Source organism: Kineococcus gypseus, from assembly GCF_050871305.1.
Lineage (GTDB): Bacteria > Actinomycetota > Actinomycetes > Actinomycetales > Kineococcaceae > Kineococcus > Kineococcus gypseus.
Genome location: NZ_JBJLRD010000017.1, coordinates 59,742 through 82,517 on the forward strand (window position 1 = coordinate 59,742; position 22,776 = coordinate 82,517).

The following is a 22,776-nucleotide window of genomic DNA, read 5'->3' on the forward strand; positions in this document are numbered from 1 at the left end:
AACGGCGGTAGCGACGGGTGACCGTCGCTACCGCCGTGCGGTGCTCGTGAGACGCGCGGGCGCGGCTCAGGCGCTGGTGGTGCTCCCGCCGGCCGCCGCGATCTTCTCGGCGGCGGAGGTGGAGAAGCGGTCCGCCGTCACCTGCAGGGCCACGGACACCTCACCGGTGCCGAGGACCTTCACGGGGCGCCCCTTGCGGACCGCGCCCTTGGCGACCAGGTCCTCGACCGTGACAGCGCCGCCCTCGGGGTACAGGGAGGTCAGCGTGTCCAGGTTGACGACCTGGTACTCGACCCGGAACGGGTTCTTGAAGCCGCGCAGCTTCGGCAGGCGCATGTGCAGGGGCATCTGGCCGCCCTCGAAGGCCTCGGGCACCTGGTAGCGGGCCTTGGAGCCCTTGGTGCCGCGACCGGCGGTCTTGCCCTTGCTGCCCTCACCGCGACCGACGCGGGTCTTGGGGGTGTGCGACCCGGGGGCGGGACGCAGGTGGTGCAGCTTCAGGACGTGCTCGCCCGACTGCTCGGCCATGTCAGTCCACCTCCTCGACGGTCACGAGGTGCGCCACCGTCGTCGCCATGCCGCGGAACTCGGGCTTGTCGTCCTTGACGACGCTCTGCCCGATCTTGTGCAGCCCGAGGCTGCGCAGGGTGTCCCGCTGGTTCTGCTTGCCGCCGATGGCGGACCTCACCTGGGTGACCTTGATGCGACCCATCAGGCGCTCACCCCCGCGGCCTGGGCGCGCAGCAGCGCGACCGGCGCGACCTGGTCCACGGCCAGGCCGCGGCGGGCCGCGACCTGCTCGGGGCGCTCCAGGGAGCGCAGCGCCTCCACCGTCGCCTGGACGATGTTGATGGCGTTGTCGCTGCCCAGGGACTTGGACAGCACGTCGTGCACGCCCGCGCACTCGAGCACGGCGCGCACCGGGCCGCCGGCGATGACGCCGGTACCCGGGGAGGCCGGGCGCAGCATGACCACGCCGGCCGCCTTCTCGCCCTGCACGGGGTGCGGGATGGTGCCCTGGATGCGGGGCACGCGGAAGAAGTTCTTCTTGGCCTCCTCGACGCCCTTGGCGATCGCCGCGGGCACCTCCTTGGCCTTGCCGTAGCCGACACCGACGGTGCCTTCGCCGTCGCCCACGACCACGAGGGCCGTGAAGCTGAAGCGGCGGCCGCCCTTGACGACCTTGGCCACGCGGTTGATGGTCACCACGCGCTCGACGAAGTTGCCGCGGTCGCCCGCGTCACCCCGCCCGCGCTGGTCGCGGCCGCCGTCGCGGCGGTCGCGACGGTCGTTGCCACCACGGTTGTCGCCGCCGCCGGCCGCACCGGCGCCGGCGCCTCGGCGCTGGGGTCCAGGCATCAGACGTTCCTCATCTCATCGACAGTTCGGGTCATCACAGGGCGAGACCAGCCTCGCGGGCGCCGTCGGCGATGGCGGCCACGCGACCGGCGTACCGGTTGCCGCCGCGGTCGAAGACCACGGCCTCGATGCCGGCCGCCTTGGCCCGCTCCCCCACGAGGAGACCGACCGCCCTGGCCTTGGCCGACTTGTCGTCGGCGCTGGCGCGCAGGTCCGCCTCCATGGTGGAGGCCGACGCGAGGGTGCGACCCGCCGCGTCGTCGATGACCTGCACGAAGACGTGCCGGCTGGAGCGGGTGACGACCAGGCGCGGGCGCTCGGGAGTGCCCACGACCTTCTTGCGCACGCGGGTGTGACGGCGCTTGAGAGCGGCCGCCTTGCCCTTCTGGGTGCGCTGCGTGGAGAGAGCCATCGTCACTTACCAGCCTTTCCGACCTTGCGGCGGATCTGCTCGCCGGCGTAGCGCACGCCCTTGCCCTTGTACGGGTCGGGCTTGCGCAGCTTGCGGATGTTCGCAGCGACCTCGCCGACCTGCTGCTTGTCGATGCCGGACACCGAGAAGCGGGTGTTGTTCTCGACGGCGAACGTGATGCCCTCGGGCGCCTTGACGACGACCGGGTGGCTGAAGCCGAGCGCGAACTCCAGGTCGGAGCCGCGGGCGGTCACGCGGTAACCGGTGCCGACGATCTCCAGGCGCTTCTCGTAGCCCTGGGTCACGCCCTGGACCATGTTGGCCACCAGGGTGCGGCTCAGGCCGTGGAGCGCGCGCGAGGTGCGCTCGTCGTTCGGGCGGGTCACCTGCAGGGTGCCCTCGTCCGTGCGCTCGAGACCGATGGGCTCGGCGAGGGTGTGGCTCAGGGTGCCCTTGGGCCCCTTGACCGTCACCTGCGGGCCGTCGATGGTGACGTCCACGCCCGCGGGGACGGGGATCGGGAGTCGACCGATGCGCGACATGAGTCCTCCTCCCTCACCAGACGTAGGCGAGGACTTCCCCACCCACGCCCTTCTTGTTGGCCTGCTTGTCCGTCAGGAGCCCGGAGGACGTGGACAGGATCGCCACGCCGAGGCCGCCCAGGACGCGGGGCAGGTTGGTCGACTTCGCGTACACCCGCAGACCGGGCTTGCTCACGCGGCGCAGGCCGGCAATCGCACGCTCGCGGTTGGGGCCGAACTTCAGGTCCAGCGTGAGCTTCTTGCCCACCTCGGCGTCCTCGACGGACCAGGAGGCGATGTAGCCCTCGGCCTGGAGGATCTCGGCGATGTGGGACTTGAGCTTGCTGTACGGCATGGAGACGGTGTCGTGGTACGCCGAGTTGGCGTTGCGCAGACGCGTCAGCATGTCCGCGATGGGGTCGGTCATCGTCATCGGGCTCGTCCGCCCTTCCTCGCCGGGGTTTCCGCACCGCGGGGCGCGGTGCGGACCTTCGGCGTCGTCGTGATGTTGGAGGTCACCAGCTGCTCTTGGTCACACCGGGCAGCTCGCCGCGGTGCGCCATCTCCCGCAGGCAGATGCGGCAGATGCCGAACTTGCGGAACACGGCGTGGGGCCGGCCGCAGCGCTGGCAACGGGTGTAGGCGCGGACAGCGAACTTCGGCTTGCGCGCGGCCTTGGTGATCAGAGCGGTCTTCGCCACGGTCAGTTCTCCTTGAACGGGAAGCCCAGCGCGCGCAGCAGCGCCCGGCCCTCCTCGTCGTTCGTCGCCGTCGTCACGACCGTGATGTCCATGCCGCGGACGCGGTCGATCTTGTCCTGGTCGATCTCGTGGAACATGGACTGCTCGGTGAGACCGAAGGTGTAGTTGCCCTTGCCGTCGAACTGCTTGGGCGACAGGCCGCGGAAGTCGCGGATGCGGGGCAGCGCCAGGGACGTCAGGCGGTCCAGGAACTCCCACATGCGGTCGCCGCGCAGCGTGGTGTGCGCGCCGATCGGCATGCCCTCGCGGAGCTTGAACTGGGCGATGGACTTGCGGGCCCGGGTGACCTGCGGCTTCTGGCCGGTGATCACGGTCAGGTCGCGCACGGCGCCGTCGATGAGCTTCGAGTCGCGGGCCGCCTCGCCCACGCCCATGTTCACCACGACCTTGACCAGGCCGGGGATCTGCATGACGTTGGCGTAGCCGAACTGCTCGCGCAGCTGGCCCTTGATCTCGTCGCGGTAGCGCTGCTTCAGGCGCGGGAGCGGACGGGGCGCCGTCTCGGTGGTCTCGGGGGTCTCAGTGGTCATCAGATGTCCTTGCCGGAGCGCTTGGCGACGCGGATCCGGTTGGTCTTGGTCCGGCCGTCGCGCTCGACCTGCTCGGTGCGGATGGCGACGCGGGTGGGCTTGCCCGTCTCCGGGTCCACCAGCTGCACGTTGCTGATGTGGATCGGGGCCTCGCGGACCTCGATGCCGCCGGCCACGCCCGGGCGCGCCTTGGTGTGCCGCTTCATCTGGTTGACGCCCTCGACGAGCACGCGCTGCGTGTCGGCGAAGACCTCGAGCACCCGGCCCTGCTTGCCGAGGTCGGACGTCCTGGTGCCGTCCTCGGCGCGGCGGCCGCGCACGCGCGTGATGACCTGGACCAGGTCACCCTTCTTGATGCGGGTCTTCCCCATGACTCAGAGCACCTCCGGAGCCAGCGAGATGATCCGCATGAAGCGCTTCTCGCGCAGTTCACGACCGACGGGCCCGAAGATGCGGGTCCCGCGCGGGTCGCCGTCGGCGCGGAGGATCACGGCGGCGTTCTCGTCGAAGCGGATGTAGGAGCCGTCGGCACGGCGACGCTCCTTCTTGGTGCGGACGACGACGGCCTTGACGACGTCGCCCTTCTTCACGTTGCCACCGGGGATCGCGTCCTTGACCGTGGCCACGATCACGTCACCGATGCCCGCGTAGCGGCGGCCGGAGCCACCGAGCACGCGGATGCACAGGATCTCCTTGGCACCCGTGTTGTCGGCGACCTTGAGCCGCGACTCCTGCTGGATCACTCTCTACTCCTTCGTCGCGCCGGTTCTCGACGCCCCGCTGGGGGGCGCCGAGCCTGGCGGAACGGACATGGGGTACGGGGGGCGGCGCGCCGGGGCGCTCCGCCCGAGGTCACTTGGCGCGCTCGAGGACCTCGACGACGCGCCAGCGCTTGGTGGCCGACAGCGGCCGGGTCTCGGCGATGAGGACGAGGTCCCCCACGCCGGCCGTCGAGGCCTCGTCGTGCGCCTTGACCTTGGTGGTGCGGCGGATGACCTTCGCGTACAGCGGGTGCTTGACGCGGTCCTCGACCTCGACCACCACGGTCTTCTGCATCTTGTCGCTGACCACGTAGCCGCGGCGCGTCTTGCGGTAGCCGCGCTCGTTCGTGGTGGCGGCGGTGGTCTGCTCGCTCACTGCGCAGCCTCCTTCGTGATCGGCGCCTCGGTGATGCCGAGCTCGCGCTCGCGCATCGTGGTGTAGATGCGGGAGATGTCCCGCTTGACGGCCCGCAGCCGGCTGTTGTTCTCCAGCTGCCCGGTCGCGGACTGGAAGCGGAGGTTGAACAGCTCCTCCTTGGCCTTGCGGAGCTCCTCGACCAGCTTCGCGTCCTCGAACTCGCGCAGCTCGTCGGGGCCCAGGCCCTTGGTCCCGATGGCCATCACTCACCACCCTCGCGGCGCACGATCTTGCACTTCACCGGCAGCTTGTGGATGGCGCGGGTCAGCGCCTCCGAAGCCACCTTCTCGTTGGGGAACGACAGCTCGAACATGACTCTTCCCGGCTTCACGTTCGCGATCCACCACTCCGGCGAGCCCTTGCCGGAGCCCATGCGGGTCTCGGCGGGCTTCTTGGTCAGCGGCCGGTCGGGGTAGATGTTGATCCAGACCTTGCCGCCACGACGGATGTGGCGGGTGATGGCGATGCGGGCCGACTCGATCTGCCGGTTGGTCACGTAGCCGCCCTCGACGGCCATGATCCCGTACTCGCCGAACGTGACGCGGGTGCCGCCGCTGGCCGCACCGCGCCGCGTGGGGTGGTGCTGCTTGCGGTGCTTGACTCGCCGTGGGATGAGCACGACTCAGGCCTCCGTTCCGTTGGTGCCCTTGCCGGTGACCGGCTGGGCGGCCGCAGTGCCGGTGGGGGCGGCGCCGGCGGACGCGGCCTCGGCCACGGGCGCGCCGGTCCCCTCCTGCTGGGTCGGGCGACGACGGCCGCGGCCCTCGGCGCGGTCGCCGCGCTCGGGACGGCGCGGGGCGCGCGGGGCGGCCGACGCCTGCGACTGCGCCAGCTCCCGGCTGGTGACGTCGCCGTGGTAGATCCAGACCTTCACGCCGATGCGGCCGAAGGTCGTGCGGGCCTCGTAGAAGCCGTAGTCGATGTTCGCGCGCAGGGTGTGCAGCGGCACGCGGCCCTCGCGGTAGAACTCCGAGCGGCTCATCTCGGCGCCGCCCAGGCGGCCGGCGCACTGCACGCGGATGCCCTTGGCGCCGGAGCGCAGGGACGTCTGCATGCCCTTGCGCATGGCGCGGCGGAACGACACGCGGCTGGCGAGCTGCTCGGCGATGCCCTGGGCGACGAGCTGGGCGTCGACCTCGGGGTTCTTGACCTCGAGGATGTTCAGCTGCACCTGCTTGCCGGTGAGCTTCTCCAGCTCGCCGCGGATGCGGTCGGCCTCCGCGCCGCGGCGGCCGATCACGATGCCCGGGCGGGCGGTGTGGATGTCCACGCGCACGCGGTCGCGGGTGCGCTCGATCTCGACCTTGGAGATGCCGGCGCGCTCCATGCCCTTGGACATGAGGCGGCGGATCGAGACGTCCTCCTTGACGTAGTCGGCGTAGCGCTGACCCGTCTTGGTGGAGTCCGCGAACCAGCGGCTGCGGTGGTCGGTGGTGATGCCCAGTCGGAACCCGTGCGGGTTGACCTTCTGTCCCACTAGCGGGTCCTCCTCGTCTTCTTGGCGCCGGGCACGGCGGGCGCGACGACCACCGTGATGTGGCTCGTGCGCTTCAGGATGCGTCCCGCGCGGCCCTGGGCGCGGGGACGGAAGCGCTTCATCGTGGGGCCCTCGTCGACGTGGATCGCCTTGACGACGTAATCGGCCGGGTCGAAGGCCTCGGAGTGCTTGTCCGCGAGGACCCTCGCGTTCGCGATGGCGCTCTCGACGAGCTTGCGCACCGGCTCGGCCGCCGACTGCGGGGCGAACGAGAGCACGGCGACGGCCTCGTTGGCCTGCTTGCCCCGGACGAGGTCGACGACTCGGCGCGCCTTCTGGGGCGTGACGCGGAGGTACCGCGTCTGCGCCTTGGCTTCCATCCCTGTCCTGCCTTCTGGTCTCAGTTCGGAACTTCGTGACGCTGAGCGGGGCTCAGCGACGACGACCCTTGCGGTCGTCCTTCTCGTGGCCCTTGAACGTGCGCGTGGGCGCGAACTCGCCGAGCTTGTGCCCCACCATCGCCTCGGTGACGAAGACGGGGACGTGCTTGCGGCCGTCGTGCACGGCGAACGTGTGACCCAGGAAGTCCGGCGTGATGACCGAACGGCGGGACCAGGTCCGGATGACGTTGTGCGTACCGGCCTCGTTCTGGACGTCCACCTTCTTCTGCAGGTGGTCGTCGACGAACGGGCCCTTCTTCAAGCTGCGAGGCATGGTGGCCTGGACTCCCTATCAGCGCTTCTTGCCGGTGCGGCGGCGACGGACGATGAGCTTGTCGCTCTCCTTGCCCGGACGCCGCGTGCGGCCCTCAGGCTGACCCCAGGGGCTGACGGGGTGACGGCCACCGGACGTCTTGCCCTCACCACCACCGTGCGGGTGGTCGATCGGGTTCATGGCCACACCGCGCACGGTCGGGCGCTTGCCCTTCCAGCGCATGCGGCCGGCCTTGCCCCAGTTGATGTTCGACTGCTCGGCGTTGCCGACCTCGCCGACCGTGGCGCGGCAGCGCACGTCGACGTTGCGGATCTCGCCGGAGGGCATGCGCAGCTGGGCGTAGCGGCCCTCGCGGGCCACCAGCTGCACGCTGGCGCCGGCCGAGCGAGCGATCTTCGCCCCGCCGCCCGGGCGCAGCTCGATGGCGTGCACCACGGTGCCGACCGGGATGTTGCGCAGCGGCAGGTTGTTGCCGGGCTTGATGTCGGCCGTGGGGCCGTTCTCCACCCGGTCGCCCTGCTTCAGGCGGGTCGGCGCGATGATGTAGCGCTTCTCGCCGTCCACGTAGTGCAGCAGCGCGATGCGCGCGGTGCGGTTGGGGTCGTACTCGATGTGCGCGACCTTGGCCGGCACGCCGTCCTTGTCGTCACGACGGAAGTCGATGACGCGGTAGGCGCGCTTGTGGCCCCCGCCGATGTGGCGGGTGGTGATGCGCCCGGTCGAGTTGCGGCCACCGGACTTCGTCAGCGGGCGGACGAGCGACTTCTCCGGCTCGCTCCGCGTGACCTCGACGAAGTCGGCGACGGACGAGCCGCGGCGGCCCGGCGTCGTCGGCTTGTACTTGCGGATTCCCATTGCGTCGTTCCTCGGGTTCGAAGGTGTCTACAGCGGTCGAGCGAGCCCTCGGGCTCAGGCGACCGAGCCGCCGAAGATGTCGATCGTGCCCTCGCGCAACGTCACGATGGCCCGCTTGGTGTCCTTGCGCTTGCCCGTGCCAGTGCGGGTGCGCCGGCTCTTGCCCTGCCGGTTCGCGGTGTTGACCGCGGAGACCTTCACGCCGAACACCTTCTCGACCGCGACCTTGATCTCGGTCTTGTTCGCGCCCGGGTCCACGATGAACGTGTACTTGCCCTCGTCGATGAGCCCGTAGCTCTTCTCCGAGACGACCGGGGCGATGAGGATGTCGCGCGGGTCCTTCTGGGTACCGCCGAGCGCGCTCACAGGGTGCTCCCTTCCGACTCCGCCGCCACCGCGCTCGCGCTGCGGCCCTTCGGCGGGCCCGCGACGAACGCGTCGAGCGCCGCGCGGGTGAAGACGACGTCGTCGCTCTTGACGACGTCGTAGGTGTTCAGCTGGTCGGCGGGCAGCACGTGCACGCCGGCGATGTTGCGCAGGCTCTTGGCGGCCAGCTCGTCCTCGCGGGTCAGGACGACAAGCAGGTTCTTGCGCGTGGACAGCACGCTCAGCAGCTTGGCCGCGGTCTTGGTCGAGGGCTGCTCACCGACGGTGAGGCCCTCCACCACGTGCAGGCGCTCGTGGCGCACCCGGTCGGAGAGGGCGCCGCGCAGGGCGGCGGCCTTCATCTTCTTGGGGGTCCGCTGGGCGTAGTCGCGCGGCTGGGGGCCGTGCACGGTGCCGCCGCCGGTGAACTGCGGGGCGCGCAGCGAGCCCTGGCGGGCGCGGCCGGTGCCCTTCTGCTTGTAGGGCTTCTTGCCGCCGCCGCGGACGTCGCCGCGGGTCTTGGTGGCGTGCGTGCCCTGGCGCGCGGCGGCCAGCTGGGCCGTCACGACCTGGTGGATCAGCGCCACGTTGACCTGGCGGCCGAAGTCGGCCGCGGGCAGCTCGACGGTGCCGCTGGTGCCGCCGTCGGCGGTGCGCAGCGGGACGGTGATGGCCTCAGTCGTCGTAGTCATGTGCTCAGGCCTCCTTCACGCGCGCCTTGGCGGCGGTCTTGACGAGCACCACGCCGCCGCGGGGGCCGGGGACGGCGCCCGTGATGAGCAGCAGGCCCTTCTCCGCGTCGACCGCGTGCACGGTCAGATTCTGGGTGGTCTGGCGCACGGCGCCCATGCGGCCGGCCATGCGCAGGCCCTTGAAGACGCGACCGGGGGTGGCGCACCCGCCGATCGAGCCGGGCTTGCGGTGGTTGCGGTGCGCACCGTGGGAGGCGCTCACACCGGCGAAGCCGTGGCGCTTCATGACACCGGCGGTGCCCTTGCCCTTGGTGGTGCCCACCACGTCGACCGTGGCGCCGGCGTCGAACACCTCGGCGGTGACCTCCTGGCCGGCCGAGTAGGACGACGCGTCCGTGGTGCGCAGCTCCACCAGGTGGCGGCGCGGCGCGACGCCGGCCTTCGCGAAGTGCCCGGCAGCAGGCTTGTTGGCCTTGCGCTGCGGGATCGCCGTGGCGGCGAGCTGGACGGCCTCGTAGCCGTCGGTGGTAGTGGTGCGGACCTGGGTCACGACGTTGGGCTCGACCTTGACCACCGTCACGGGCACGAGGCGGTTGGCCTCGTCCCACAGCTGGGTCATGCCGAGCTTGGTGCCGAGCACCCCTCGCACTTGCCTGTCGCTCATCGTGTGCAGTCCCTCAGAGCTTGATCTCGATGTCGACACCGGCCGGGAGGTCGAGGCGCATGAGCGAGTCGACGGTCTTCGGCGTGGGGTCGATGATGTCGATGAGGCGCTTGTGCGTGCGCATCTCGAAGTGCTCGCGGCTGTCCTTGTACTTGTGCGGCGAGCGGATCACGCAGTAGACGTTCTTCTCGGTCGGCAGCGGCACGGGGCCGGCGACGGAGGCGCCGGTACGGGTCACCGTGTCGACGATCTTGCGCGCCGAGCTGTCGATGACCTCGTGGTCGTAGGCCTTGAGCCTGATGCGGATCTTCTGTCCCGCCATGGCGTCGTCTGACTCTCTCTCTTCGTACCGCTACTGACTCGCGCGCGGCGCGGAGCTCCGTCCGGAGCTCCGACCCCCGAGGTCGGGCGTGTCGCGCTCTCGCACGTTCTGCACCCTCGCCCGGTTGCCCGGTGTGGTCCCCAGCCGTGGTCGCCCACGGCGGTCGTCCTGCTGAGGTCTACCGTCCGCCGCCCGTGCGAGACGTTCGACGTTCGCGGCTGCCGGCTGCCGAGCGGGTGCGGACCCGCGGCGGCACAGCAACCCCGACAGTCTGCCAGAGAGGACCCCGCCTTGGCGAATCGGGCCGCGCGCGGGAGGACGGGGGCGCCGCGGGTGCGACGCCCCTCACGACGGAGGGGCGGGTCCAGGTGGACCCGCCCCTCCGCGTGGCGAGCGGTCCGGCGGGGGTGCTCGCGCTCCCCCGCCGGCTCAGCTCACTTGAGGATCTTCGTGACCCGCCCGGCGCCGACGGTGCGGCCACCCTCGCGGATCGCGAACTTCAGGCCCTCCTCCATGGCGATGGGCTGGATGAGGTCGACCTTCATCTCGGTGTTGTCGCCGGGCATGACCATCTCGGTGCCCTCGGGCAGCGAGACGACGCCGGTGACGTCCGTCGTCCGGAAGTAGAACTGCGGACGGTAGTTGTTGTAGAAGGGCGTGTGACGGCCACCCTCGTCCTTGGACAGGATGTAGGCCTGGCCCTCGAACTCGGTGTGCGGCGTGATGCTGCCGGGCTTGACCACGACCTGGCCGCGCTCGACGTCGTCGCGCTTGAGGCCGCGCAGGAGCAGGGCGGCGTTGTCGCCGGCCTGGCCGCTGTCCAGCATCTTGTTGAACATCTCGATGCTGGTGACGGTGGTCTTCTGCGACGCCGGCTTGATGCCGACGATCTCGACCTCCTGGTTGACGTTCAGCACACCGCGCTCGATGCGGCCGGTCACGACGGTGCCGCGGCCGGTGATCGTGAAGACGTCCTCGATCGGCATCAGGAAGGGCTGGTCGACGGCGCGCTCGGGCTCGGGGATCGCGGTGTCGACCGCGTCCATGAGCTCCATGAGGCGGTCGCCCCACTCCTTGTCGCCCTCGAGGGCCTTCAGCGCGGAGACGCGCACGACCGGGACGTCGTCGCCCGGGAACTCGTAGGACGAGAGGAGCTCGCGCACCTCCATCTCGACGAGCTCGAGGAGCTCCTCGTCCTCCACCATGTCGGCCTTGTTCAGGGCGACGACGATGTAGGGGACGCCGACCTGGCGGGCCAGGATGACGTGCTCCTTGGTCTGCGGCATCGGGCCGTCGGTGGCGGCGACCACCAGGATGGCGCCGTCCATCTGCGCCGCACCGGTGATCATGTTCTTGATGTAGTCCGCGTGACCCGGGCAGTCGACGTGCGCGTAGTGGCGCGCCTCGGTCTGGTACTCGACGTGCGCGATCGAGATGGTGATGCCGCGCTGACGCTCCTCGGGAGCCTTGTCGATCTGGTCGAACGCCGAGGCCTGGTTCAGGTCCGGGTACTTGTCGTGCAGCACGCGGGTGATCGCCGCGGTGAGCGTCGTCTTCCCGTGGTCGATGTGACCGATCGTGCCGATGTTGACGTGCGGCTTAGTCCGCTCGAACTTCGCCTTCGCCACTGGGGGTCCTCCTCGGACTGTCGTTGCTTCCCCGGTCCGGTGGACCGGGTGGTGGGGGGCCGGCCACCGTGCGGTGATCCGGTCGGGTGCCGGCGGGGAGCACGCGCTCCCCGCCGGCCTCGGGGGCGGACTACTCCCCGCGGACCTTCTTCACGATCTCCTCCGCGACGTTCCGGGGAACCTCAGCGTAGTTGGAAAACTGCATCGTGTAGACCGCACGACCCTGGGTCTTGGACCGCAGGTCGCCGACGTAGCCGAACATCTCCGACAGCGGGACGGTCGCCTTGACGACCTTGGCGCCGCTGACGTCCTCCATGGACTCGATCTGCCCGCGGCGGGAGTTCAGGTCGCCGATGACGTCGCCCATGTAGTCGGCGGGCGTGCGCACCTCGACGGACATGACGGGCTCGAGCAGCACCGGGTCGGCGCGCTTGACGGCCTCCTTGAGGACCATCGAGCCGGCGATCTTGAACGCCATCTCCGAGGAGTCGACGTCGTGGGCCGCGCCGTCGAGCAGGCTCGCCTTGATGCCCACCAGCGGGTAGCCGGCCACGACGCCCAGCTGCATGGCGTCCTGGATGCCGGCGTCCACGGAGGGGATGTACTCGCGCGGGACGCGGCCACCGGTGACCTTGTTCTCGAACTCGTAGAACTCCCCGCCCGAGGTGTCCAGCGGCTCGATGGTGACCTGCACCTTCGCGTACTGGCCGGACCCACCCGTCTGCTTCTTGTGGGTGTAGTCCATCTTCTCGACCGCGCGCCGGATGGTCTCGCGGTAGGCCACCTGCGGCTTGCCGACGTTGGCCTCGACCTTGAACTCGCGCTTCATGCGGTCCACGAGGATGTCGAGGTGGAGCTCGCCCATGCCCTTGATGATCGTCTGGCCGGTCTCCTGGTCCAGCTCGACCTGGAAGGTCGGGTCCTCCTCGGCCAGGCGCTGGATCGCGGTGCCCAGCTTCTCCTGGTCGCCCTTCGTCTTGGGCTCGATGGCCACGGAGATGACGGGCTCGGGGAAGGTCATCGACTCGAGGACGACCGGCTGCGCCGGGTCGGCCAGCGTGTCGCCGGTCGTCGTCTCCTTCAGGCCGATCATCGCGTAGATGTGGCCAGCGCGGGCCTCGTCGACCGGGTTCTCCTTGTTGGAGTGCATCTGGAAGAGCTTCCCGATGCGCTCCTTCTTGCCCTTGGTCGAGTTGACGACCTGCGAGCCGGCGGCGATGCGCCCGGAGTACACGCGCACGTACGTCAGCTTGCCGAAGAACGGGTGCGCGGCGATCTTGAAGGCCAGCGCCGAGAAGGGCTCCTCGACGTCGGAGTGGCGGATGATCTCCACCGACTCGTCGCCCACCTTGTGCCCCACCATGGGCTTCACGTCCAGCGGCGAGGGCAGGTAGTCCAGGACCGCGTCGAGCATGGGCTGCACGCCCTTGTTCTTGAACGCGGAGCCGCAGAAGACCGGGTAGACCTCGCTGTCGATCGTCAGCTTGCGGACCGCGGCCTTGATCTCCTCGGGCGTGAGGTCCTCGCCGCCCAGGTACTTCTCCAGCAGCGCCTCGTCGGTCTCGGCCACGCGCTCGACGAGCTTCTGGCGGTACTCGTCGGCCTGCGCCTGCAGCTCGGCCGGGATGGGGCCGCGCTCGTACGCCTCGCCCTTGGCCGCGTCCGCGCTCCAGGTGAGGGCGCGCATGTAGACGAGGTCGACGACGCCCTGGAAGTCGTTCTCCGCGCCGATCGGGATCTGCATGACCAGCGGCTCGGCGCCCAGGCGCTCGACGATGGTGCGCACGGTGAAGAAGAAGTCGGCGCCCAGCTTGTCCATCTTGTTGACGAAGCAGATGCGCGGGACGTCGTACTTGTCCGCCTGCCGCCACACCGTCTCGGACTGGGGCTCGACGCCCTCCTTGCCGTCGAAGACGGCGACGGCGCCGTCGAGGACGCGCAGCGACCGCTCGACCTCGACCGTGAAGTCGACGTGGCCGGGCGTGTCGATGATGTTGATCTGGGTGCCCTCCCAGAAGCAGGTGGTGGCGGCGGAGGTGATGGTGATCCCCCGCTCCTGCTCCTGCTCCATCCAGTCCATCGTCGCCGCGCCGTCGTGGACCTCACCGATCTTGTAGTTGATCCCCGTGTAGAAGAGGATCCGCTCGGTGGTCGTGGTCTTGCCGGCGTCGATGTGGGCCATGATGCCGATGTTGCGGACCTTGGTGAGGTCCGTCAGCACGTCCTGTGCCACGGTTTACTGCCTCTTCCCTGGGATCGAGGGGGTGAGTCGGCGAGGAACCGCTGGGGTCACCAGCGGTAGTGCGCGAAGGCCCGGTTCGACTCGGCCATCTTGTGGGTGTCCTCACGGCGCTTCACCGCGGCGCCCAGGCCGTTCGAGGCGTCGAGGATCTCGTTGAGCAGGCGCTCAGTCATCGTCTTCTCGCGGCGCTGGCGCGCGTAGCCGACCAGCCAGCGCAGGGCCAGCGTGGTCGAGCGGCTCGGGCGCACCTCGATCGGCACCTGGTAGGTGGAGCCGCCGACGCGGCGGGAGCGCACCTCGAGGGCCGGCTTGACGTTGTCCAGGGCGCGCTTGAGCACGACCACCGGGTCGCCGCCGGTCTTGGTGCGGGCGCCCTCGAGGGCGCCGTAGACGATCGACTCCGCGACGGACTTCTTGCCGTCCAGGAGGATCTTGTTGACGAGCTGCGTCACCAGCGGGGACTGGTAGACGGGGTCCACCACGAGGGGACGCTTGGGGGCGGGGCCCTTGCGGGGCATCAGCTCTTCTCCTTCTTCGCGCCGTAGCGGCTGCGCGCCTGCTTGCGGTTCTTCACGCCCTGCGTGTCCAGCGAACCGCGGACGATCTTGTAGCGGACACCGGGGAGGTCCTTCACCCGGCCGCCGCGCACCAGGACCATCGAGTGCTCCTGGAGGTTGTGGCCCACACCGGGGATGTAGGCGGTCACCTCGATGCCGCTGGTCAGCTTCACGCGCGCCACCTTGCGGAGGGCGGAGTTCGGCTTCTTCGGGGTCGTGGTGTACACGCGCGTGCACACGCCGCGACGCTGCGGGCTGCCCTTGAGGGCGGGCGTCTTGGTCTTGACGACCTTGTCCTCCCGGCCCTTGCGGACCAGCTGCTGGATGGTGGGCACCCTGTCTCCGTCTGTCGATCTCGTTCGTCGGCTCTGCTGCTCGGGCGCGCCGCTCCTCGTGAGCCGGCGCTCGACCCGCCGCCGACCCACGAGGTCGGGCGTGTCGTTCGGTCGAGGGCCCGAGCCGGTGACGTCCTGTCACCTGATCGCGGGCACGCTCGTGTCAAGCGCACACGAGCCTACCCGCCGCAAATCAGGGGGTCAAAACGAGCCCCCGCAGGGCGCCGCCCCGCTCCCCCGCCGCAGCGGGGGGACGGGGCGGCGCGCCGGCGTCAGCGGTAGTCGCTGCTGCCGTAGTCGAACTCCTCCAGCGGCACCGCCTGGCCGGAGCCCACGCCGAACTGGGCGTAGTCGACGTCGTCGTAGCCGGGCACCGAGTACATCTGCGCCTTGGCCTCCTCGGTCGGCTCGACCCGGACGTTGCGGTAGCGCGGGAGCCCCGTGCCGGCCGGGATGAGCTTGCCGATGATGACGTTCTCCTTCAGGCCGAGCAGCGGGTCGCTCTTGCCCTCCATGGCCGCGTTGGTGAGCACCCGCGTCGTCTCCTGGAAGGAGGCCGCCGACAGCCACGAGTCCGTCGCGAGCGACGCCTTCGTGATGCCCATCAGCTCCGGGCGGCCGGAGGCCGGCTGCCCGCCCTCCGCCATGACCCGGCGGTTCTCCTCCTCGAAGCGCGCGCGCTCGACCAGCTCGCCGGGCAGCAGCTCGGAGCCGTTCTGCTCGATGATCGTCACCCGCTTGAGCATCTGGCGGACGATGACCTCGATGTGCTTGTCGTGGATCGACACGCCCTGGGAGCGGTAGACCTCCTGCACCTCGTCGACCAGGTGCATCTGCACCCGGCGCGGGCCGAGGATGCGCAGGATCTGCTTGGGGTCGACCGCGCCCTGGACGAGCTTCTGCCCGACCTCGACGTGCGAGCCGTCCTCCACCAGCAGGCGCTGGCGGCGGGTGACCGGGTAGGCCACCTCCTCCGCGCCGTCGTCGGGCACGACCACGAGGGAGCGGCCCTTGTCGGTGTCCTCCACGCGGACCCGGCCGGCCACCTCGGTGATCGGCGCGTTGCCCTTGGGGGTGCGGGCCTCGAACAGCTCGACCACGCGCGGCAGGCCGTGCGTGATGTCGCCGGACTCCGAGGCGGCACCACCGGTGTGGAAGGTGCGCATCGTCAGCTGCGTGCCCGGCTCGCCGATCGACTGGGCCGCGACGATGCCGACGGCCTCGCCGATGTCGACGAGCTTGCCCGAGGCCAGCGAGCGGCCGTAGCAGCGGGCGCAGGTGCCCACGCGCGACTCGCAGGTGAGCACCGAGCGGACCTTGACCGACTCCACGCCGCGGCCGACGAGGTCGTCGATCACGACGTCGCCGAGGTCGGCGCCGGCGGCCAGGGCCACCTCGCCGTCCACGAGCACGTCGGTGGCCAGGGTGCGCGCGTACACGCTCGTCTCGACGTCGTCGTGGCGGCGCAGCGAGCCGTCCGCGTTGCGCTCGGCGATCGGCATCTCCAGACCGCGGCTGGTGCCGCAGTCGTCCTCGCGCACGATGACGTCCTGGGAGACGTCGACGAGGCGGCGGGTGAGGTAGCCGGAGTCGGCGGTGCGCAGCGCGGTGTCCGCCAAGCCCTTGCGGGCGCCGTGCGTGGTGATGAAGAACTCACCCACGGTCAGGCCCTCGCGGAACGAGGCCTTGACCGGGCGGGGGATGATCTCGCCCTTCGGGTTCGCCATCAGACCGCGCATGCCGGCGAGCTGACGCATCTGCATCCAGTTGCCTCGCGCGCCCGAGCTCACCATGCGGTGGATCGTGTTGTGCGTCGGCATGGCCTGCTCGAGGTCGCGGGCGACGTCGTTCGTGGCCTGAGTCCAGATCTCGATGAGCTCCTGACGGCGCTCGTCGTCGGTGATCAGGCCCCGCTCGTACTGCTGCTGGACCTTCTCCGCCTTGGCCTCGTAGGTCTCGAGGATGGCCTGCTTGTTCGGCGGCGTGACGACGTCGGCGATGGAGACGGTGGTGCCCGAGCGGGTGGCCCAGTGGAAGCCGGCCTCCTTCAGGGCGTCCAGCGTCGCCGCCACCTGCACCTTCGGGTAGCGCTCGGCGAGGTCGTTGACGATGGCCGACAGGCGCTTCTTGTCCACGACCGCGTTGACGTACTCGTAGTCCACCGGCAGCGCCTCGTTGAAGAGGGCGCGGCCCAGGGTCGTGTCCACGAGCAGGTCGTCGCCGGGCGCCCAGCCCTCGGGCAGCGTCGTCTCCGCGTTCGGCACGACGCCCGCCAGGCGGATGCGCACCTTGGCGTTCAGGTTCAGCTGCTTGGCGTCGAAGGCCATGATCGCCTCGGCGAGCGAGGAGAAGAGCCGGCCCTGCCCGTCCACGTCGTCCCGGTCGGCGGTCAGGTGGTACAGGCCGATGATCATGTCCTGGGTGGGCATGGTCACCGGACGGCCGTCCGCCGGCTTGAGGATGTTGTTGGACGAGAGCATGAGGATGCGGGCCTCGGCCTGCGCCTCGGCGCTCAGGGGCACGTGCACGGCCATCTGGTCGCCGTCGAAGTCCGCGTTGAACGCGGTGCACACGAGCGGGTGGATCTGGATGGCCTTGCCCTCGACCAGCTGCGGCTCGAAGGCCTGGATGCCCAGGCGGTGCAGCGTAGGCGCGCGGTTGAGCAGCACCGGGTGCTCGGTGATGACCTCGGACAGGACGTCCCAGACCACCGGGCGGGCGCGCTCGACCATGCGCTTGGCCGACTTGATGTTCTGCGCGTGGCTGAGGTCGACCAGGCGCTTCATGACGAAGGGCTTGAAGAGCTCCAGCGCCATCTGCTTGGGCAGGCCGCACTGGTGCAGCTTCAGCTGCGGGCCGACGACGATGACCGAGCGGCCCGAGTAGTCCACGCGCTTGCCGAGCAGGTTCTGGCGGAACCGGCCCTGCTTGCCCTTGAGCATGTCGGACAGCGACTTCAGCGGGCGGTTGCCCGGGCCTGTCACCGGCCGGCCGCGGCGGCCGTTGTCGAACAGCGCGTCGACGGCCTCCTGCAGCATGCGCTTCTCGTTGTTGACGATGATCTCGGGGGCACCGAGGTCGAGCAGGCGCTTGAGGCGGTTGTTGCGGTTGATCACGCGGCGGTACAGGTCGTTGAGGTCGGAGGTCGCGAAGCGGCCGCCGTCCAGCTGCACCATCGGACGCAGGTCCGGCGGGATGACCGGCACGCAGTCCAGGACCATGCCCTCGGGCGAGTTGCGCGTGGTCAGGAACGCGGAGACGACCTTCAGGCGCTTGAGGGCGCGGGTCTTGCGCTGGCCCTTGCCCGTGGCGATCGTCTCGCGCAGCGACTCGGCCTCGGCCTCCAGGTCGAAGCTCTGCAGGCGCTTCTGCAGCGCCGCCGCGCCCATGCCGCCCTCGAAGTACATGCCGAAGCGCTCGCGCATGGCGCGGTAGAGCACCTCGTCGCCCTCGAGGTCCTGCACCTTGAGGTTGCGGAAGCGGTCCCACACCGCGGTCAGGCGGTCGATCTCGGCGTCGGCGCGCCGGCGGATCTGCGCCATCTCGCGCTCGGCGGACTCGCGCACCTTGCGGCGCACGTCGGACTTGGCGCCCTCGGCCTCGAGCTCGGCGAGGTCGGTCTCCAGCGTCTTGGCGCGGGCGTCCACGTCGGCGTCGCGACGGTTCTCCACCTCGCGCTTCTCGACCTCGATCTGCGCCTCGAGCGAGGAGTGGTCGCGGTGGCGCGCCTCCTCGTCGACGGAGGTGATCATGTAGGCCGCGAAGTAGATGACCTTCTCGAGGTCCTTCGGCGCCAGGTCCAGCAGGTAGCCCAGGCGGCTCGGGACGCCCTTGAAGTACCAGATGTGCGTGACGGGGGCGGCCAGCTCGATGTGGCCCATCCGCTCGCGGCGCACCTTGGCGCGGGTGACCTCCACGCCGCAGCGCTCGCAGATGATGCCCTTGAAGCGGACGCGCTTGTACTTGCCGCAGTAGCACTCCCAGTCCCGGGTGGGACCGAAGATCTTCTCGCAGAAGAGCCCGTCCTTCTCCGGCTTGAGGGTGCGGTAGTTGATGGTCTCGGGCTTCTTGACCTCACCGTGCGACCAGGTGCGGATGTCCTCCGCCGTGGCCAGCCCGATGCGCAGCTCGTCGAAGAAGTTGACGTCGAGCAACGTGATCTTCTTTCTGTCGTTTGTCCTGAGGTCTGACGTGATCCGTGGGCCCCGTCAGGGGGCCCGTTGGCCGACCGGGGGCGGGACGCGGGGGCGCTCCCCCGCGTCCCGCCGTCCGTCAGACCTCTTCGACGCTGCTCGGCTCGCGCCGAGCCAGGTCGATGCCCAGCTCCTCGGCCGCCCGGAAGACGTCCTCGTCGCTGTCGCGCATCTCGATGGCCATGCCGTCCGAGGAGAGGACCTCCACGTTCAGGCAGAGCGACTGCATCTCCTTGATGAGCACCTTGAAGCTCTCCGGGATGCCGGGCTCGGGGATGTTCTCGCCCTTGACGATCGCCTCGTAGACCTTCACGCGGCCCAGGACGTCGTCGGACTTGATCGTCAGCAGCTCCTGCAGGGCGTAGGCCGCGCCGTACGCCTCCAGCGCCCAGACCTCCATCTCGCCGAAGCGCTGGCCGCCGAACTGGGCCTTGCCGCCCAGGGGCTGCTGCGTGATCATCGAGTAGGGGCCGGTGGAGCGCGCGTGGATCTTGTCGTCCACGAGGTGGTGCAGCTTCAGGATGTACATGTAGCCGACCGAGACCGGGTCCGGGAACGGCTCGCCGGAGCGGCCGTCGAACAGCCGCGCCTTGCCGTCGCCCTGCACGAGGCGGTCGCCGTCGCGGGTGGGCGTCGTCGAGGCGAGCAGCCCGGTGATCTCCTCCTCGCGCGCACCGTCGAAGACGGGCGAGGCGATGCGCGAGCCGGCGGGGGCCTCGCGGATCTCCTCCGGGATGAGCTGCGCCCAGTCCGGGGTCCCCTCGACCTTCCAGCCGCGCGAGGCGATCCAGCCCAGGTGCAGCTCCAGGACCTGACCGACGTTCATGCGGCTGGGCACGCCCAGCGGGTTGAGGATGACGTCGACCGGGGTGCCGTCCTCGAGGAACGGCATGTCCTCCACGGGCAGGATCTTGGAGATGACGCCCTTGTTGCCGTGGCGGCCGGCGAGCTTGTCACCGTCGGTGATCTTGCGCTTGTTGGCCACGTAGACGCGCACGAGCTGGTTCACGCCCGGGGGCAGCTCGTCGCCCTCGTCGCGGTCGAACACCTTCACGCCGATGACCGTGCCGGTCTCGCCGTGGGGCACCTTCAGCGAGGTGTCGCGCACCTCGCGCGCCTTCTCGCCGAAGATGGCGCGCAGCAGGCGCTCCTCCGGGGTCAGCTCGGTCTCGCCCTTGGGCGTGACCTTGCCGACGAGCAGGTCGCCGTCGCGCACCTCGGCGCCGATGCGGATGATCCCGCGCTCGTCGAGGTCGGCGAGCACGTCCTCCGCGACGTTGGGGATGTCGCGGGTGATCTCCTCCGGGCCCAGCTTGGTGTCGCGGGCGTCGACCTCGTGCTCCTCGATGTGGATCGAGGACAGGACGTCGTCCTGCACGAGGCGCTGCGACAGGATGATCGCGTCCTCGTAGTTGTGGCCCTCCCACGGCATGAACGCCACGAGCAGGTTGCGGCCCAGCGCCATCTCGCCGCCGTCGGTCGACGGGCCGTCGGCCAGGACGGTGCCCACCTCGACGCGGTCGCCCTCGCCGATGACCACGCGCTGGTTGTACGCGGTGCCGTGGTTGGAGCGGCGGAACTTCGCCACCCGGTAGGTGGTCGTGGAGCCGTCGTCGTTGCTGACGGTGACCAGGTCCGCGGAGACCTCGGTGGCCACGCCGGCCTTCTCGGCCACGATGACGTCACCGGCGTCCACCGCGGCGCGGAACTCCATGCCGGTGCCCACCAGCGGCGCCTCGGTCTTGACCAGCGGCACCGCCTGGCGCTGCATGTTCGAGCCCATGAGCGCGCGGTTGGCGTCGTCGTGCTCGAGGAAGGGGATCATCGCGGTGGCCACGGAGACCATCTGGCGCGCGGCGACGTCCATGAAGTCGACCTCGGAGCGCGGGACGAACTCCGTCTCGCCGCCCTTGGCCCGCACGAGCACGCGCGCCTCGGCGAAGGTGCCGTCCGCGTTCAGCGGGGCGTTCGCCTGCGCGATGACGAAGGCGTCCTCCTCGTCCGCGGTGAGGTACTCGACCTCGTCCGAGACGACGCCGTCGACGATCTTGCGGTACGGCGTCTCGATGAAGCCGAACGGGTTGATGCGCCCGTAGGAGGACAGCGAGCCGATGAGGCCGATGTTCGGGCCCTCGGGGGTCTCGATCGGGCACATGCGGCCGTAGTGCGACGGGTGGACGTCGCGGACCTCCATGCCGGCGCGGTCGCGGGCCAGGCCGCCGGGGCCCAGCGCCGACAGGCGGCGCTTGTGGGTCAGGCCCGCCAGCGGGTTGGTCTGGTCCATGAACTGCGACAGCTGGCTCGTCCCGAAGAACTCCTTGATGGAGGCCACGACGGGACGAATGTTGATCAGGGTCTGCGGCGTGATCGCCTCGACGTCCTGGGTCGTCATGCGCTCGCGCACGACGCGCTCCATCCGCGACAGGCCGGTGCGGACCTGGTTCTGGATGAGCTCGCCGACGCTGCGCAGGCGGCGGTTGCCGAAGTGGTCGATGTCGTCGACCTCGACGCGCACGTCGACCGGCTGGCCGTTCTTCACGCCGGCCATGGAGGTCTCGCCGGCGTGCAGGCGCACCAGGAACTTGATGGTGCGCACGATGTCGTCGACGGAGAGCACGCTGCTGCTCAGCGGCTCGTCCAGCCCCAGCTTCTTGTTGACCTTGTAGCGGCCGACCTTCGCCAGGTCGTAGCGCTTGGGGTTGAAGTAGAGGTTGTCGAGCAGGTTGCGCGCGGCCTCCTGCGTCGGCGGCTCGCCCGGGCGCAGCTTGCGGTAGATGTCCAGCAGCGCGTCCTCGACGCCGGAGGTGTGGTCCTTCTCCAGCGTGGCGATCATGGGCTCGTAGTCCGCGAACTCCTCGCGGATCTGCGACTCGCTCCAGCCGAGCGCCTTCAGCAGCACGGTGACCGACTGCTTGCGCTTGCGGTCGATGCGTACGCCGACGGTGTCGCGCTTGTCGATCTCGAACTCGAGCCAGGCGCCGCGCGAGGGGATGACCTTGGCGGTCCAGGTGTCGCGGTCGGACGTCTTGTCCGGGACGCGCTCGAAGTACACGCCCGGGGAGCGCACGAGCTGCGAGACGACGACGCGCTCGGTGCCGTTGATCACGAAGGTGCCGCGGTCGGTCATGAGCGGGAAGTCGCCCATGAAGACCGTCTGGCTCTTGATCTCGCCGGTGTTGCCGTTGATGAACTCGGCGGTGACGAACAGGGGCGCGGCGTAGGTGAGGTCGCGCTCCTTGCACTCGTCCAGCGAGTACTTGGGCGGCTCGAAGCGGTGGTCGCGGAACGACAGCGACATGGAGCCGGAGAAGTCCTCGATCGGGGAGATCTCCTCGAAGATTTCCTCCAGGCCCGAGGTCGTCGGCACGTCCAGGCCCCCCTCGCGGGAAGCGGCCACCCGGTCCTGCCAGCGCTTGTTGCCGAGCAGCCAGTCGAAGCTGTCGGTCTGCAGCGCGAGGAGGTCGGGGACCTCAAGGGGCTCGCGGATCTTGCCGAAGGAGTACCGACCGGAGACGGTCAGGGCGGAGCTGTTGCCTGGTGCGGACGCTGTGCGCGAGGCGGCCAAGAGGGGTCCTTCCACGGGCCTGCGAACGTGACACGCGCTGACCTGCCCCGCTCGGTCGTCCCACTGGTCGACGACCGGCCATATGACTGAAGGCAGCGCAAAACAACAAGGTACCCCGTGAAGGCACGGCTGTCCAGCCCCTCAGCGGGGCCGGCCGGTGCCGGTGCGCGGCCCGGACGACGTCGCTGTCGTGCGGGGCCGGTGAGGACGACCGGTGACGAGGATGGTCCCCCACCGCCCCGGCGTCAAGGCGATCGGGCCCGCTGTGGACGGCGTGTCGCCGCCGCGGGAGGGGCCCGCACGCGCGAGGGGGGGGGGGGGGGGGGGGGGGGGGGGGGGGGCGGGCGGGGGGGGGGGGGGGGGGCGGCGCGCGCGGGGGTGGGGGTCTGGTGGTGGTTGGGTGG

Annotated in this window: 26 protein-coding genes and 1 pseudogene; all 27 read right to left on the minus strand. The window is 70.1% G+C overall.

Translation table 11 applies throughout. From position 1 onward, the window contains the following. Positions 1 to 66 precede the first annotated feature (66 nt). Positions 67 to 528 (minus strand): 50S ribosomal protein L15, encoded by a 462-nt coding sequence (rplO, locus tag ACRYMN_RS08720; RefSeq protein ID WP_432494047.1) that lies wholly within the window; start codon positions 526 to 528, stop codon positions 67 to 69. A 1-nt stretch (position 529) separates the two neighbouring features. Continuing rightward, positions 530 to 712 (minus strand): 50S ribosomal protein L30, encoded by a 183-nt coding sequence (gene rpmD, locus ACRYMN_RS08725; protein WP_432494049.1) that lies wholly within the window; start codon positions 710 to 712, stop codon positions 530 to 532. Continuing rightward, entirely contained in the window at positions 712 to 1,359 is a 648-nt protein-coding gene (gene rpsE / locus ACRYMN_RS08730) for a 30S ribosomal protein S5 (protein ID WP_432494051.1), read from the minus strand. Before rpsE ends, rpmD begins: the two co-directional genes overlap by 1 nt. A 34-nt stretch (positions 1,360 to 1,393) precedes the next feature. After that, a complete protein-coding gene (rplR, locus tag ACRYMN_RS08735; protein WP_432494088.1) occupies positions 1,394 to 1,771 on the minus strand; it encodes a 50S ribosomal protein L18 in 378 nt (125 codons plus the stop codon). Positions 1,772 to 1,773: 2 nt separating this feature from the next. Next, the gene (gene rplF, locus ACRYMN_RS08740) at positions 1,774 to 2,313 is read right to left on the minus strand and encodes a 50S ribosomal protein L6 (RefSeq protein ID WP_432494053.1); all 540 of its coding nucleotides are present in this window, start codon (positions 2,311 to 2,313) and stop codon (positions 1,774 to 1,776) included. 13 nt (positions 2,314 to 2,326) lie between these two features. Continuing rightward, a complete protein-coding gene (gene rpsH / locus ACRYMN_RS08745) occupies positions 2,327 to 2,725 on the minus strand; it encodes a 30S ribosomal protein S8 (RefSeq protein WP_242126745.1) in 399 nt (132 codons plus the stop codon). Between the two features lie 82 nt (positions 2,726 to 2,807). After that, a complete protein-coding gene (locus tag ACRYMN_RS08750) occupies positions 2,808 to 2,993 on the minus strand; it encodes a type Z 30S ribosomal protein S14 (RefSeq protein WP_242126746.1) in 186 nt (61 codons plus the stop codon). Between the two features lie 2 nt (positions 2,994 to 2,995). Continuing rightward, positions 2,996 to 3,583, minus strand: coding sequence for a 50S ribosomal protein L5 (rplE, locus tag ACRYMN_RS08755; RefSeq protein WP_432494055.1), 588 nt, complete (start codon positions 3,581 to 3,583; stop codon positions 2,996 to 2,998). Beyond that, on the minus strand, positions 3,583 to 3,954 hold the full coding sequence (gene rplX / locus ACRYMN_RS08760; protein WP_432494057.1) for a 50S ribosomal protein L24: 372 nt from the start codon (positions 3,952 to 3,954) through the stop codon (positions 3,583 to 3,585). The genes rplE and rplX overlap by 1 nt, the downstream gene beginning before the upstream one ends. A gap of 3 nt (positions 3,955 to 3,957) precedes the next feature. Further along, a complete protein-coding gene (gene rplN, locus ACRYMN_RS08765; RefSeq protein ID WP_432494059.1) occupies positions 3,958 to 4,326 on the minus strand; it encodes a 50S ribosomal protein L14 in 369 nt (122 codons plus the stop codon). A 109-nt stretch (positions 4,327 to 4,435) separates the two neighbouring features. Continuing rightward, positions 4,436 to 4,720 carry a 30S ribosomal protein S17 gene (gene rpsQ, locus ACRYMN_RS08770; protein WP_432494061.1) on the minus strand — a complete coding sequence of 95 codons (285 nt, stop codon included), beginning with the start codon at positions 4,718 to 4,720 and terminating at the stop codon, positions 4,436 to 4,438. A gap of 2 nt (positions 4,721 to 4,722) precedes the next feature. Beyond that, a pseudogene (gene rpmC, locus ACRYMN_RS08775) lies at positions 4,723 to 4,965 on the minus strand (50S ribosomal protein L29); the annotation flags it as partial. Then, positions 4,965 to 5,381: a 50S ribosomal protein L16 gene (rplP, locus tag ACRYMN_RS08780; protein ID WP_242126754.1), complete on the minus strand. Its 417-nt coding sequence runs from the start codon at positions 5,379 to 5,381 to the stop codon at positions 4,965 to 4,967. The pseudogene rpmC and the gene rplP, both read right to left, overlap by 1 nt. 3 nt (positions 5,382 to 5,384) lie before the next feature. After that, a complete protein-coding gene (gene rpsC / locus ACRYMN_RS08785; RefSeq protein ID WP_432494063.1) occupies positions 5,385 to 6,239 on the minus strand; it encodes a 30S ribosomal protein S3 in 855 nt (284 codons plus the stop codon). Beyond that, the gene (gene rplV, locus ACRYMN_RS08790) at positions 6,239 to 6,619 is read right to left on the minus strand and encodes a 50S ribosomal protein L22 (RefSeq protein WP_432494065.1); all 381 of its coding nucleotides are present in this window, start codon (positions 6,617 to 6,619) and stop codon (positions 6,239 to 6,241) included. The genes rpsC and rplV overlap by 1 nt, the downstream gene beginning before the upstream one ends. Positions 6,620 to 6,671: 52 nt before the next feature. Further along, positions 6,672 to 6,953 (minus strand): 30S ribosomal protein S19, encoded by a 282-nt coding sequence (gene rpsS / locus ACRYMN_RS08795; RefSeq protein ID WP_166609823.1) that lies wholly within the window; start codon positions 6,951 to 6,953, stop codon positions 6,672 to 6,674. Between the two features lie 18 nt (positions 6,954 to 6,971). Beyond that, positions 6,972 to 7,808, minus strand: coding sequence for a 50S ribosomal protein L2 (gene rplB / locus ACRYMN_RS08800; RefSeq protein ID WP_432494068.1), 837 nt, complete (start codon positions 7,806 to 7,808; stop codon positions 6,972 to 6,974). Between the two features lie 54 nt (positions 7,809 to 7,862). Beyond that, complete coding sequence (rplW, locus tag ACRYMN_RS08805) at positions 7,863 to 8,174, minus strand: 50S ribosomal protein L23 (RefSeq protein WP_432494070.1); 312 nt, start codon at positions 8,172 to 8,174, stop codon at positions 7,863 to 7,865. Continuing rightward, positions 8,171 to 8,866 carry a 50S ribosomal protein L4 gene (gene rplD / locus ACRYMN_RS08810; protein WP_432494072.1) on the minus strand — a complete coding sequence of 232 codons (696 nt, stop codon included), beginning with the start codon at positions 8,864 to 8,866 and terminating at the stop codon, positions 8,171 to 8,173. The genes rplW and rplD overlap by 4 nt, the downstream gene beginning before the upstream one ends. 4 nt (positions 8,867 to 8,870) lie before the next feature. Then, positions 8,871 to 9,530 carry a 50S ribosomal protein L3 gene (gene rplC, locus ACRYMN_RS08815; RefSeq protein ID WP_432494074.1) on the minus strand — a complete coding sequence of 220 codons (660 nt, stop codon included), beginning with the start codon at positions 9,528 to 9,530 and terminating at the stop codon, positions 8,871 to 8,873. A gap of 13 nt (positions 9,531 to 9,543) precedes the next feature. Further along, positions 9,544 to 9,852 (minus strand): 30S ribosomal protein S10, encoded by a 309-nt coding sequence (gene rpsJ / locus ACRYMN_RS08820; RefSeq protein WP_012084982.1) that lies wholly within the window; start codon positions 9,850 to 9,852, stop codon positions 9,544 to 9,546. A gap of 434 nt (positions 9,853 to 10,286) precedes the next feature. Next, positions 10,287 to 11,480 (minus strand): elongation factor Tu, encoded by a 1,194-nt coding sequence (gene tuf / locus ACRYMN_RS08825; RefSeq protein ID WP_432494076.1) that lies wholly within the window; start codon positions 11,478 to 11,480, stop codon positions 10,287 to 10,289. 130 nt (positions 11,481 to 11,610) lie between these two features. Continuing rightward, complete coding sequence (gene fusA, locus ACRYMN_RS08830; protein ID WP_432494078.1) at positions 11,611 to 13,713, minus strand: elongation factor G; 2,103 nt, start codon at positions 13,711 to 13,713, stop codon at positions 11,611 to 11,613. Positions 13,714 to 13,769: 56 nt separating this feature from the next. Continuing rightward, positions 13,770 to 14,240 carry a 30S ribosomal protein S7 gene (gene rpsG, locus ACRYMN_RS08835; RefSeq protein ID WP_432494080.1) on the minus strand — a complete coding sequence of 157 codons (471 nt, stop codon included), beginning with the start codon at positions 14,238 to 14,240 and terminating at the stop codon, positions 13,770 to 13,772. Further along, a complete protein-coding gene (gene rpsL / locus ACRYMN_RS08840; RefSeq protein WP_012084987.1) occupies positions 14,240 to 14,614 on the minus strand; it encodes a 30S ribosomal protein S12 in 375 nt (124 codons plus the stop codon). The genes rpsG and rpsL overlap by 1 nt, the downstream gene beginning before the upstream one ends. A gap of 272 nt (positions 14,615 to 14,886) precedes the next feature. Next, positions 14,887 to 18,768: a DNA-directed RNA polymerase subunit beta' gene (locus ACRYMN_RS08845; protein WP_432494082.1), complete on the minus strand. Its 3,882-nt coding sequence runs from the start codon at positions 18,766 to 18,768 to the stop codon at positions 14,887 to 14,889. Between the two features lie 118 nt (positions 18,769 to 18,886). Then, the gene (gene rpoB / locus ACRYMN_RS08850; protein WP_432494090.1) at positions 18,887 to 22,372 is read right to left on the minus strand and encodes a DNA-directed RNA polymerase subunit beta; all 3,486 of its coding nucleotides are present in this window, start codon (positions 22,370 to 22,372) and stop codon (positions 18,887 to 18,889) included. Between the last annotated feature and the right edge of the window lie 404 nt (positions 22,373 to 22,776).